This is a genomic window from Streptomyces smaragdinus (genome assembly GCF_009604385.1).
In the GTDB taxonomy this organism is placed as follows: Bacteria; Actinomycetota; Actinomycetes; order Streptomycetales; family Streptomycetaceae; genus Streptomyces; species Streptomyces smaragdinus.
In genome coordinates this window covers 135,314-147,498 of sequence record NZ_WEGJ01000002.1, presented here as the reverse complement: position 1 = coordinate 147,498, position 12,185 = coordinate 135,314, and the positions used below count along the sequence as shown (strand labels likewise).

Below are 12,185 nucleotides of genomic sequence, written 5' to 3'. Positions count from 1 at the left end.
GAGGGTTGACCTGCACGGCACCGCCACTCTAGCGTCCCGTCACGTGAAGTTTCGATAACCGGATCGAAACATTTTCGAGAGGCGAGACGATGAAGCAACGGGCACGGCTTCTGCGGACTGCCGCCGCTGGTCTGACGCTGGGGATGGCGCTCACCCTGACCGCGTGCGGCAGTGACGACTCCAAGGACTCGGGCAGCGGATCGGGCGAGATCCACATCCTGGTCTACGGCGACGCCACCAACAAGGTGGAGAAGCGTCTCGTCGACACCTTCAACAAGACGTCGAAGGTCAAGGCGGTCCTGGACACCATTCCTGGTGCGGACTACCAGGCCAAGCTGCAGACGATCATCAGCGGCAAGCAGGCCCCGGACGTGTTCTTCAACTGGGGCGGCGGCAGCATCAAGCCCTACGTCGACGCCGGACTGCTGATGCCGCTCGACGACTTCATAGCCAAGGACCCCGGCCTGCAGTCCAACTTCCTGCCGTCGGTGTTCAACACCGCCAAGGTCGACGGCAAGGCGTACGGCGTGCCCATGCGCGGCACCCAGCCCGTCCTGCTCTTCAACAACAAGAAGGTCCTCGCGGACGCCGGTATCGAGGTCCCCAAGACCTGGGACGAGCTGCTCGCCGCGGTCAAGACCCTCAAGGCCAAGGGCGTCAAGAACCCGATCGCGCTGGGCGGCGCGGACAAGTGGCCGACCCAGATGTGGTACCAGTACGCCTACGACCGCGTCGCGGGCCCCGAGCTCTTCGCAAAGGCGCTGGGCGGTGACAAGGCCGCCTGGGAGAGCGAGGACTCCAAGAAGGCCCTCGGCATGCTCAAGGAGCTCATCGACGCCGGCGCCTTCGGCAGCAACTACGACTCGGTGAAGTTCACCGACGGCGGCTCCCCCGCCCTGCTCGCCACCGGCAAGGCCGCGTTCGAGCTCATGGGTTCGTGGGAGTACTCGACGCTGCAGGACGCCCACCCCGACTTCGCCAAGTCGGACCTGGGCTACAGCGCCTTCCCGGCCGTCGACGGCGGCAAGGGTGACGCGGCCAACGTGGCCGGCAACACCAACAACTTCTACTCGGTGCTGAAGTCCACCAAGCACCCCGAGGCCGTCGGCGAGTTCCTGAAGCTCATGTACTCGGACGCGTTCGTCAAGGACCAGATGTCCATCGGCAACCTGCCGACCACCACGAACACCGAGCAGTTCCTGGACACCGCCGCCAGCCCCGAGTACGCGAAGTTCCAGTTCGACCTGGTCAAGAACGCGCCCTCGTTCCAGCTCTCCTGGGACCAGGCGTTCCCGCCGGCCGCGACCACCTCGCTGCACTCGGCCATCCAGCAGTTCTTCAACGGACAGATGGATGCCGACGGCTTCATCAAGTCCATGCAGAGCCTGCCCGCGGCCTGACCCCTCTGATCCCTGGATCACTCATATGACCACCACCGCCACAGCACCCGCCGTGGACAAGGTGAACAGCGACGGCTCCCGCCGGCCCACGCGCCGGCGGGGGTCGGGGGTGGGCCGCCCGGGCTTCGTCTGGGCGGCCCCCGCCGCGCTCTTCTTCGCCCTGTTCGCCATCGTGCCGCTCCTCATGGTCGCCGTCCTCTCCTTCACCAGCTGGAACGGCCTGGGCTCCCCCGAGTTCTCCGGCCTGGACAACTGGAAGAAGCTGCTCGACGACCCCGTCATGATCGAGAGCCTCTGGCTGACTCTGCTCCTGACCGTCCTCGGCGTCGTCGTGCAGACCCCGATCAGCATCCTCCTCGGCGTCTGGGCAGCGGGAAAGCAGCGCAACCGGGCGATCCTCTCGGCCGTCTACTTCGTTCCGCTGCTGCTGTCCATCACGGCCGTCTCCGTCCTGTGGCGCGCCGTGCTCGACCCCAACTTCGGTGTCCCCTCGCAGGCCGCGTGGCTCTTCGGGGACGGCAACCTGCTCGGTGAGCAGTCCACCGCGGTCGGCGTCCTGGTATTCGTCGCCACCTGGCAGTTCACCCCGCTGCACACGCTCATCTACCAGGGCGCGGCACGAGCCGTACCGCCGGTCCTCTACCAGGCCGCGCAGATCGACGGCGCGGGCACCGTCCGGCAGTTCTTCCACATCACCCTGCCGCAGCTGCGCAACAGCATCATCACCTCGATGATCCTCATGGTGGTCGGCGGGCTCACGACGTTCGACACCGTGCTGATCCTCACCGCCGGCGGACCGGGCACCGACACCACCAACAGCGCGTACTACATGTACCAGAAGGCCTTCAAGAGCTTCGACTTCGGCGCCGGCTCCGCGATCGCCCTGCTGCTCGTCGTGGTGGCCACGCTGGTGTCGCTGGTCATGGTGAAGCTGTCGGGCTACGACAAGATGCGCAGCACCATGGAGGGTCTGTGATGAAGGGCCGCCCCAATTACCTCGCGGGATTCGGCTCGCTGATCTGGCTGTTCGTCGTCGGTCTGCCGCTGTACGTGATGCTCATCGCCACCGTGCAGAGCCAGCAGGACTACGCGGCCAACGGCCCGCTCGCCTTCCCCAAGCACTTCACGTTCGACAACTACCTCGACGACCTCAACGACGGTTTCGGGCAGTACTTCCTCAACACCATCATCGTCACGGTGTGCGTGGTCGGCATCGTCGTCCTGCTCGTCCCGCCGCTGTCGTACGCGATCGTCCGCAGCACCGGCCGGACCACCGGCAGCGTCTTCCGGCTGTTCCTGCTGGGCCTGGCGATCCCCTCCCAGGCCGTGATCGTCCCGATGTTCTACCTGATCAACGAGGCCGGTCTCTACGACAACCTCATCGGCGTCATCCTGCCGACGGCGGCCTTCGCGATGCCGGTCTGCGCACTGATCCTCTCCGGGGTCATGCGCGACATCACCCCGGACCTGTACGAGGCGATGACCGTGGACGGCGCCTCCACCTGGCGGGTGTTCTTCCAGCTGGTGCTGCCGCTGTCCAAGTCCGGGCTGTCGACGATCGTGGTCTTCTCCTCCCTCCAGGCCTGGAACGGCTTCCTGTTCCCCCTGGTCCTGACCCAGTCCACGGAGACCAAGGTCATCACCATGGGGCTCTACGACTTCCAGACCGAACACGGCATCAACATGCCCGGCATCCTCTCCGCCGTGGTCCTGTCCATGCTCCCCGTCCTGCTCGTCTACCTGTTCGCCCGCCGTGCCCTGGTCCAGGGGCTGATGGGGGTCGGAGGAAAGTGACCGACAACGTGGCCGCACAGCCCCACACCGAGTCCGCCGCGGCGCCCTGGCGCGACACCACGCTCGGCGCGGGCGACAGAGCCGACGCGCTGATCCGCGAGATGACCCTGCACGAGAAGATCGCCCAGCTCTTCGGCATCTGGGTGGGCGCCTCGGACTCGGGCGAGCCCGTCGCCCCGCACCAGCACGACATGGAGGAGCCGGTCGCCCTCGACGACCTGCTGCCCGAGGGCCTGGGCCAGCTCACCCGCCCCTTCGGCACCCGGCCCGTCGACCCGGCGCTCGGCGCCGTGTCCCTGATGCGCACCCAGCGCACCGTCGCCGACGCCAACCGCTTCGGCATACCCGCGCTGGCCCACGAGGAGTGCCTCGCCGGCTTCGCCGCCTGGGGCGCCACCGCCTACCCCGTCCCGCTGTCCTGGGGCGCCACCTTCGACCCCGCGATCGTCCACGAGATGGCCTCCGCCATCGGCCGGGACATGCGCTCGGTCGGCGTCCACCAGGGCCTCGCGCCCGTCCTGGACGTCGTACGCGACGCGCGCTGGGGACGCGTCGAGGAGACCATCGGCGAGGACCCGTATCTGGTCGGCACCATCGCCACCGCGTACGTACGGGGCCTGCAGTCCGCCGGGATCATCGCCACCCTCAAGCACTTCGCCGGCTACTCCGCCTCCCGCGCGGGCCGCAACCTCGCCCCCGTCGGCATGGGCGCGAGGGAGCTGGCGGACGTCATCCTGCCGCCGTTCGAGATGGCGCTGCGCGAGTCCGGCGTCGGATCGGTGATGGCCGCGTACAACGACATCGACGGTGTGCCGGCCAGCGCCGACGACCGGCTGCTGACCGGACTGCTCCGCGACACCTGGGGCTTCGCCGGGACGGTGGTGTCCGACTACTTCGGGATCGCCTTCCTGAAGAACCTCCACGGCGTGGCGGGCACGCTCGGTGAGGCCGCGGGGGCCGCACTGGCCGCGGGCATCGACGTGGAACTCCCCACCGTCAACGCCTTCGGAACCCATCTGCGCGAGGAGATCGCCGCAGGCCGGGTGCCCGAGGACCTCGTCGACCGCGCGCTGCGCCGGGTGCTCGTACAGAAGGCCGAACTCGGTCTGCTCGACCCCGACTGGAGCCCGGTGCCGTCCGCCCTGGCCGGCGCCGACACCACCGCGGACCCCGCGTCCCTGCGCGGCACGATCGACCTCGACCACGCGGACAACCGGGCCCTGGCCCGGCGGATCGCCGAGCGGGCCGTGGTGCTCCTGCACAACGACGGCACCCTGCCCCTCGACCCCGCCACGCCCCGCACGATCGCCCTGATCGGCCCCAACGCCGAGGTCCCCACCGCGGTCCTGGGCTGCTACGCGTTCCCCGTGCACGTCGGCGGGCAGCACCCCGACGTACCGCTGGGCGTGGAGCTGCCGACGCTGCGCCAGGCGCTCGAGGCGGAGTTCCCCGACTGCAAGATCGAGGTGGCCGCCGGGGCGAGCGTCGACGGCACGGACACCGGCGGCTTCGCCGAGGCCCTCGAGCTGGCCCGCCGCGCCGACGTCGTCGTCACCGCGCTCGGCGACCGGGCGGGACTCTTCGGCCGCGGCACCTCCGGCGAGGGCTGCGACGCGCAGTCCCTCGACCTGCCCGGCGTCCAGGGCCGGCTGCTCGACGCGCTGCTGGACACCGGCGTCCCCGTCGTGGTGACGCTGCTGGCCGGGCGGCCGTACGTGCTGGGGCGGGCGGTCACCGAGTCCGCCGCCGTCGTGCAGTCGTTCTTCCCCGGCGAGGAGGGCACCGGCGCCATCGCCTCGGTGCTCAGCGGGCGCACCGCCCCGTCCGGCCGGCTGCCCGTCAGCGTGCCGCGCAATCCGGGCGCCCAGCCGTCCACGTATCTCGCGGCGCCGCTCGAGCACGTCAGCGAGGTGTCCAACATCGACCCGACGCCCGCGTTCGGCTTCGGGCACGGGCTGACGTACACCACGTTCGCGTGGAGCGACCTGGCCGGCGACGGCGCGTCGGCGGCCACGGACGGCGAGTTCCGGCTCGGGTGCACCGTGCGCAACACCGGTGACCGCGCCGGCACCGAGGTCGTGCAGCTGTACGTGCACGATCCCGTCGCGTCGGTCGTGCAGCCCGTGCAGCGGCTGATCGGCTACGTCCGGGTGGACCTCGCCGCCGGCGCCTCGGCGCGGGTGAACGTGTCCGTCCCGGCCGACCTGGTCGCCTTCACCGGGCGCGACGGCCGGCGCGTGGTGGAGCCGGGCGAGCTCGAGCTGCGGCTGGCCGCCTCCAGCACCGACGCCCGGCTGACGGCGCGGGTCGCCCTCACCGGGCCGGTCCGCGAGGTCGGCCACGGGCGGCGGATGCACGCGGAGTTCACGGTCGAGGCGTAACGATTCCTCGGAGGCCGGGGCCCGTCCACTCACCGGGTGGACGGGCCCCTTCCGTACCAACTCCCCACGTTTCGCGACGCGTTGGGAACCGGCCCACCGATCCCGCGTACGAACGGGTCATTTCCGCCTTGTTACCCCCGGTGCCCCTCCCGCAACTCCGAGGTAGGGTGTCCCCCCGTCCCCACCCCACCCCCGCATCCCGAGGACTCCCCGTGACCACACTCCCCGCCGAAATAGGCGTCGGCAGCCTCCAGGACCGGACCGTCATAGACGTCCGCACGCCCGGCGAGTACGCCGCCGGCCACATACCCGGCTCGCACAACGTCCCCCTCGACCGGATCACCGCCGCGCTGCCCGCCCTGCGCGAGGCGGCCGGCAAGGGTGAGCTCGCCGTGGTGTGCGCCACCGGCAGCCGGTCGCAGAACGCCGCGGCCAAGCTCGCCCAGGCGGGGATCTCCGCCCCGTCCGTGACGGGCGGCACCGCCGCGTGGAGCGGTGAACTGGAGCGCAGCGAGGGCCCGGCGGTCCGCTCCGTGTGGCCCATGGACCGGCAGGTGCGGCTGACGGCCGGCTCCCTCGTCCTGGTCGGGCTGCTGCTGAACCTCGCCGTCCCCTACGCCTGGCTGCTGTCCGCCGCGATCGGCGCCGGCCTGGTGTTCTCGGCCGTGACGAACACCTGCGGCATGGCGGCGATGCTCGGCAGGCTCCCGTACAACCGGCCGCGCGGCGGGGACGAGGAGCTGGAGCGGACGCTGGAGCTGCTGCGGGCGAGCTGAGCCCCGGTGCGACTTCTCTCACATGTCGACGGTAGGAACGCCTTGCCTGGCCCCGAAAGGGACAAGTCGTTCCATACCATGAGGTAGCGTCGGTAGTGACAGGAAGGCTGGTGACTATGGACGTGGCAGCCGGACACCGGGCGGACGGTGACATCGCGGGACGCGGCGATCTGGACACCCTGCTGCACCGCTTCTACGGCGCGGCGTTCGCGGATCCGCTGATCGGACCGTTCTTCACCGAGATCGCGGGCACCGATCTCGACGAGCACATGCCCCACATCCTCGACTTCTGGGACCGCGCCCTGTTCCGCACCCCGATCGCGAACCCGCGCGACCCCCTCGCCGTACACGTCCGCCTGCACCGGCACACCCAGCTGACCGCCGAACACTTCGGCCGCTGGGTCCAGCTCTGGCACGCCTCCGTCGACGGCCGCCACCGCGGCCCCGTCGCCGAACGCGCCAAGAAGCAGGGCGAACGCGTCGCCCTGGCGATGCTCCGCCGCCTCTCCGGCCCCGAAGCCTCCACCGACGGCACGGGCCCCGGCTTCGTCCCCCTCGCCGCCCTGCGGCTGCGCACCGCGGCCTGACCGCGAGCCGGGACTCCCCCGCGCGCACGCCGTGGCTGCGCTACGCTCTCGGGCGCTCCGTCCGGTCCGGACGGAGGCGGTGAGGGGTATGGGGGAGGACGCTCGATGGGAGCGGGACGCAGGACGGCGCGGATACTGGCGGCGCTGGTGATCTGTACGGTGACGGGGGCCGCCGGAGCGTGCGCGGACGGAGGCGGGGGCGGCGGGGACGGTTCGTTCGAGCTGCAGGACAAGTGGGACGGCATGCTCACCAACGCGGTCCGGGCCAAGCCGGCCGCCTGCACGGTCGGCGTCGGCGCCGGGTGCGAGGCTCACGCGGCGGCGATCGACGCGGTCGCCGGGAAGGTACTCGCGGACGTGCGGGCCCGCCCGGACAAGGACCGCTACCAGGCGGCGATCGACGCCGCCACCACCATCACCGGGCAGTACGACGACTACTTCGGGCGCATGTGCGCCACCGTCCCCGAGGTGACCTTCACCCCCGAGGAGACCCAGAAGTTCATCGACTGCACCAACCTCTACACCTCGATCGTCACCGGTGTGAACGACCTGAGGTTCGGCCTGCGGCCCTCGGACGAGTCCGACGCGTGACGACACCCGGCCGCTGAGCCGCGTCGGACCGCTCAGAACTCCTCGTGGTGGTCGGGGTCCCCGCCCGTCCTGCGGGGCTCCCGGGCGGAGACGACGGCCATCTCGTCGTCGGAGAGCTCGAAGCCGAAGACGTCCAGATTGGCGCGCCGGCGGGCCGGGTCCGAGGACTTGGGGATCGGGACCGCGCCGAGCTGGACGTGCCAGCGCAGCACCACCTGGGCGGGAGTGACCCCGTGCGCCTCGGCGACGGCGGCGAGTTCCTGGTCGGCGAGCAGTTCGGTGCCGCGGCCCAGGGGGCTCCAGCTCTCCGTCACGATGCCCTTGGCGGCGTGCAGCGCGCGCAGCTCGTCCTGGGGGAGGTACGGGTGGAGCTCGATCTGGTTGACGGCGGGCAGGACGCCCGTCTCCTTCTCGATCCGGTCGAGGTGGGCGGCGGTGAAGTTGGAGACGCCGATCGACCGGACGACGCCCTCCTCCTTCAGCTTGATCATCGCGCGCCAGGAGTCGACGTACTTGTCCACGCGGGGCAGCGGCCAGTGGATCAGATAGAGGTCGACGTATTCCAGGCCCAGCCGGGTGCGGGACTCCTCGAACGAGGCGAGGGTCTCCTCGTAACCCTGGTGGCGGCCGGGGAGCTTGGTGGTGACGACGATGTCCTCGCGCGCGACGCCGCCGCGGGCGATGCCGCGGCCGGTGCCGGCCTCGTTGCGGTAGTTGAGCGCGGTGTCGATGAGCCGGTAGCCGGCGGACAGCGCGTCGGCCACCGCCTCCTGGGCCTCGTCGTCCCCCATGGGCCACGTGCCCAGGCCGATCGCCGGGATACGGGTGCCGTCGCCTGCGGTGAGCGTGGGGGCCAGGGACACGGAGCTTCCTTACGTCGGTGGAACGCACCACGCTACCGGAGTGACGGGACGCGAACCCGGCACCCCGGCAGTGGGTGTCGCCGTCAGGCCGGCAGGTCCACGAGCCCCGCCAGCGCCTGCCGGTGGGCGCCGGGGGAACCCAGCGCCAGCTGGGCGGACTTCGCGCGCTTGAGGTACAGGTGGACGGGATGTTCCCAGGTCATGCCGATCCCCCCGTGCAGCTGCAGCGCCTCCTCGGCGGCCCGGACCGCCGTCTGCCCGGCGCAGGACTGGGCCACGGCCACCGCGACGTCCGTGTCGGCGGCGCCGGTGGCGAGGCAGTCGGCGGCGTAACGCGCGGCGGCCCGGGCGGACACGATCTGCAGCCACAGCTGCGCCAGCCGGTGCTTGAGGGCCTGGAAGCCACCGACCCGGCGCGCGAACTGACGCCGTTCCTTGAGGTAGCCCACGGTCTCCGTCAGACACCACTCCGCCACCCCCAGCTGCTCCGACGCCAGCAGTCCCGCCCCCGCCCGCAGCGCCCGCACCACCGCCGCGTCCGTGGCGGCCGTCAGCCGCACGCCGGGAGCCCCGTCGAGCCTCACGCGGGCCAGCGGGCGGGTGAGGTCCAGGGACGTCATCGCCTCCACCGCCGCGGCGTCCCGCCCGACGGCGTACAGGCCGTCGTCCGCCGGCACCAGGAACACGTCCGCCCGCGTCCCGTCCGCCACGGACGTGACGACGCCGGTCAGCCGCCCCCCGGCCGCCGTCACGGTCCGGGCGGCGCCCCCGTACGGCGAGGCGGAGAACGGCACCGCGAGCACCGCCGTCCGCGTACCCGCCGCCAGCGCGGGCAGCAGCCCCGCGGCGGCCTCGGGCTCACACGCCAGCAGCGCCTCCGTGGCGATCACCGCGGAGGTCAGGAACGGCACCGGGGCGACCGTACGCCCCAGCTCCTCAAGCACCACGGCGGCCTCCCGGTGGGTGGCCCCCGCGCCGCCGGACTTCTCCGGGACCAGCAGCCCGGCCAGCCCCATCTCCGTGCCGAGCGAGGTCCACAGCCGGGGGTCGTACGGACCCTGAGGGGACTCGGCCGCGGCGGTCAGCCGGACCGGGTCCGCCCGGTCGGCGAGCAGCGAGCGGACCGCGGCGCGCAGGTCCTCCTCGTCGCGGGAGTACAGCAGGTCGGCCGTGAACTCGCTCATCGGGGCAGGTCCTTCCAGGCGGCGTCCTTGTCGGTGCGCGGCTCCGAGGGCAGCCCCAGCACACGTTCGGCGATGATGTTGAGCAGGATCTCCGAGGTGCCGCCCTCGATGGAGTTGCCCTTGGCCCGCAGATAGCGGTAGCCCGCCTCCCGGCCGAGGAAGTCGACCCGCTCGGGCCGCACCTGGGTCCAGTCGTCGTACGCCAGGCCCTCCTCCCCCATCAGCTCCAGGCCCAGCCCCGAGATCTCCTGCGCGAGGCGGGCGAAGCCCAGCTTCATCGCCGAGCCCTCCGGCCCCGGCTGGCCGGCGACGAGCTGCTGGCGCAGCCGGGCGCCGGACAGCCGCAGCGCCTCCGCCTCGGCCCACAGCGCCAGCAGCCGCTGGTGGAGTTCGGGGGTGCGCAGCTCGGGGCGTTCGCGCCAGACGGCGGAGACGAGTCCGATGTGGCCGCCCTCGCGGGGGACGTCGCCGCCGCCGATGGCGACGCGCTCGTTGTTGAGGGTGGTCTGCGCGACCCGCCAGCCGTCGCCCAGGTCACCGAGGCGGTGGGCGTCGGGGATGCGGACGCCGGTGAGGAACACCTCGTTGAACTCGGCCTCGCCGGTGATCTGCCGCAGCGGCCGCACCTCGACGCCCTCGGCACGCATGTCGCACAGGAAGTACGTGATGCCCCGGTGCTTGGGCACGTCCGGGTCGGTGCGCGCGATGAGGATGGCGAAGTCCGCGTTGTGCGCGCTGGACGTCCACACCTTCTGCCCCGTCACCCGCCAGTCGCCGGCCTCGTCGCGGACCGCCCGGGTGGCCAGGCCCGCCAGGTCGGAGCCGGCGCCGGGCTCGGAGAACAGCTGGCACCAGATCTCCTCGCCGCACCACAGGGGCCTCAGGAAGCGCCGCTTCTGCTCCTCGGTGCCGTAGCGCAGGATGGTCGGCGCGGCCATGCCCAGGCCGATGCCGTTGGTCTCGGGCCCGTTGCCGCCGGGCGCGCCGGCCGCGTCCATCTCCGCGTCGACCACGGGCTGCAGCGCCCGGGAGGCGCCCAGTCCGCCCAGGCCCTCGGGGTAGTGGACCCAGGCCAGGCCCGCGTCGAAGCGGGCGCGGTGGAAGGCCAGGGGGTCGGTGGTGGCCGGCGGATGCGCGGCGAGGAACTCGTGGGTGCGGCGCCGGATCCCGGCGGCGTCGGATGTCTGCGAAGCCATGGAGGTGTCCCGTCAGTTGGGTACGACGACGACGCGGCCGGTGGTGGTGCCGTCCGCGACGCGCTGCACGGCGTCCGCGGCCCCTTCGAGGGGGACGCGTTCGGACACCAGCGGCCGCACGGCGCCCGAGGCGGCCAGCCGGGTCAGCTCGGCGTGGCAGTCGGCGACGGCACGCGGGTCCCGGGCGTTGTACAGGCCCCAGTGCAGTCCGACGATGGAGTAGTTCTTCACCAGCGCGTGGTTCAGCGCGGGCGCGGGGATGTCGCCGCTGGCGAAGCCGACGACCACGATGCGGCCCTCGAAGGCCACGGTCTTGGCGGACTGCTGGTACGCGGCCCCGCCCACCGGGTCGTAGACGACGTCCGCGCCGCGGCCCCCGGTGGCCTCCTTGACGGCGGCGATCACGTCCTGGGTCGTACGGTCGATCACGACGTCGCAGCCCAGCGCGGCGGCCACCGCGGCCTTCTCCGCGCCGCCGACCACACCGATGACGCGGGCGCCGACGGCCTTGCCCAGCTGAACGGCGGCGCTGCCGACCCCGCCGGCGGCTGCGTGCACCAGCAGTGTCTCCCCGGAGCGCAGGTGGGCCCGGCGGTGCAGGCCGAACCATCCCGTCTGGTAGCCGATGTGCAGGGCGGCGCACTCCGCGTCGTCCAGCGCGCCGGGCGCGGGCCGGACGGACCCCGCGTCGGCGAGCGCGAGGCCGGCGAACGCGCCGGACGGCAGCACCGGCTGGGCGAGCACCCGGGCGCCGATCTCCCCGTCCGCGCCCTCGCCGAGGGCGGTGATCTCGCCGCACAGCTCCACGCCCGGGGTGAAGGGCAGCGGCGGTCGGACCTGGTACTGGCCGCGGCACAGCAGGGCGTCGGGGAAGTTCACGTTCGCCGCGCGGACCCGGACCAGGACCTGACCCGGACCGGGGACGGGGTCGGCGACCTCCGCCGGCCGCATGACCTCACGCGGCTCGCCGTTCTCGTGAACCTGCCATGCCTTCATGTCCGGACAGCTCCTCGGCGTCGTCGACTGATGGGCGCGGGCACATACTAAGCGGTCGGTTTCCCGGAGGGAAGGGGCCACGACGGCCGCGCCCGGGCCGGATCGGATCCACCACCCGGGTGATTTATCAGTTCATCGTGGTTTTGCTCCCTTCGGCGCGCGTGTCGCGGTGGGAATGTGGAATTCCTTTCCGAGAGCTTCGTCCATTCGGGAGTGTGCAGTGGTTCTTTCTGTCTCCGGTGTACTGCTGTTGGGCATCATCGTGTTCCTGTTCTTCCGCAAGGACGGGCTGAAACCGGCGCACGCCATCGTCTGCGTGCTGTTCGGCTTCTATCTCGCCGGTTCCGCCGTCGCCCCCAGCATCACGGCCGGCGGCAACGGACTCGCAAGCCTCCTCAGCGGGATCAACCTCTAGCC

12 protein-coding genes are annotated in these 12,185 nt (G+C 71.7%); 8 read left to right on the top strand and 4 right to left on the bottom strand.

What is annotated here, in order from left to right; translation table 11 throughout:
* The first annotated feature begins 89 nt into the window (after positions 1–89).
* The 7 genes from SRB5_RS04150 (at position 90) to SRB5_RS04120 (ending at position 7,529) form a co-directional block, all read left to right on the top strand.
* Positions 90–1,400 (top strand): ABC transporter substrate-binding protein, encoded by a 1,311-nt coding sequence (locus SRB5_RS04150; protein ID WP_153450059.1) that lies wholly within the window; start codon positions 90–92, stop codon positions 1,398–1,400.
* Positions 1,401–1,425: 25 nt separating this feature from the next.
* Positions 1,426–2,376, top strand: a complete 951-nt coding sequence (locus SRB5_RS04145) for a carbohydrate ABC transporter permease (protein WP_153450058.1) — start codon at positions 1,426–1,428, stop codon at positions 2,374–2,376.
* Complete coding sequence (locus SRB5_RS04140) at positions 2,376–3,194, top strand: carbohydrate ABC transporter permease (protein ID WP_153450057.1); 819 nt, start codon at positions 2,376–2,378, stop codon at positions 3,192–3,194. The genes SRB5_RS04145 and SRB5_RS04140 overlap by 1 nt, the downstream gene beginning before the upstream one ends.
* Positions 3,191–5,575 (top strand): beta-xylosidase/alpha-l-arabinosidase, encoded by a 2,385-nt coding sequence (locus SRB5_RS04135; protein ID WP_456114906.1) that lies wholly within the window; start codon positions 3,191–3,193, stop codon positions 5,573–5,575. The genes SRB5_RS04140 and SRB5_RS04135 overlap by 4 nt, the downstream gene beginning before the upstream one ends.
* Positions 5,576–5,787: 212 nt before the next feature.
* Positions 5,788–6,351 carry a rhodanese-like domain-containing protein gene (locus tag SRB5_RS04130; protein WP_323377008.1) on the top strand — a complete coding sequence of 188 codons (564 nt, stop codon included), beginning with the start codon at positions 5,788–5,790 and terminating at the stop codon, positions 6,349–6,351.
* Between the two features lie 116 nt (positions 6,352–6,467).
* Positions 6,468–6,938, top strand: coding sequence for a group III truncated hemoglobin (locus tag SRB5_RS04125; protein ID WP_153450055.1), 471 nt, complete (start codon positions 6,468–6,470; stop codon positions 6,936–6,938).
* Between the two features lie 105 nt (positions 6,939–7,043).
* Entirely contained in the window at positions 7,044–7,529 is a 486-nt protein-coding gene (locus tag SRB5_RS04120) for a hypothetical protein (RefSeq protein WP_153450054.1), read from the top strand.
* 32 nt (positions 7,530–7,561) lie between these two features.
* Here the strand turns inward: SRB5_RS04120 and SRB5_RS04115 are convergent, their stop codons facing one another.
* The 4 genes from SRB5_RS04115 to SRB5_RS04100 all read right to left on the bottom strand — a co-directional run bounded on the left by SRB5_RS04115 (position 7,562) and on the right by SRB5_RS04100 (position 11,768).
* Complete coding sequence (locus tag SRB5_RS04115) at positions 7,562–8,392, bottom strand: aldo/keto reductase (RefSeq protein WP_323377006.1); 831 nt, start codon at positions 8,390–8,392, stop codon at positions 7,562–7,564.
* A gap of 83 nt (positions 8,393–8,475) precedes the next feature.
* Positions 8,476–9,576: an acyl-CoA dehydrogenase family protein gene (locus SRB5_RS04110; protein ID WP_153450053.1), complete on the bottom strand. Its 1,101-nt coding sequence runs from the start codon at positions 9,574–9,576 to the stop codon at positions 8,476–8,478.
* The gene (locus tag SRB5_RS04105; RefSeq protein WP_153450052.1) at positions 9,573–10,772 is read right to left on the bottom strand and encodes an acyl-CoA dehydrogenase family protein; all 1,200 of its coding nucleotides are present in this window, start codon (positions 10,770–10,772) and stop codon (positions 9,573–9,575) included. Before SRB5_RS04105 ends, SRB5_RS04110 begins: the two co-directional genes overlap by 4 nt.
* Positions 10,773–10,784: 12 nt before the next feature.
* Positions 10,785–11,768 carry an NADPH:quinone oxidoreductase family protein gene (locus SRB5_RS04100; RefSeq protein WP_153450051.1) on the bottom strand — a complete coding sequence of 328 codons (984 nt, stop codon included), beginning with the start codon at positions 11,766–11,768 and terminating at the stop codon, positions 10,785–10,787.
* Between the two features lie 220 nt (positions 11,769–11,988).
* Between SRB5_RS04100 and SRB5_RS04095 the strand changes: the two genes are divergently transcribed.
* On the top strand, positions 11,989–12,183 hold the full coding sequence (locus SRB5_RS04095; RefSeq protein WP_323377004.1) for a hypothetical protein: 195 nt from the start codon (positions 11,989–11,991) through the stop codon (positions 12,181–12,183).
* The last annotated feature ends 2 nt before the right edge of the window (positions 12,184–12,185 follow it).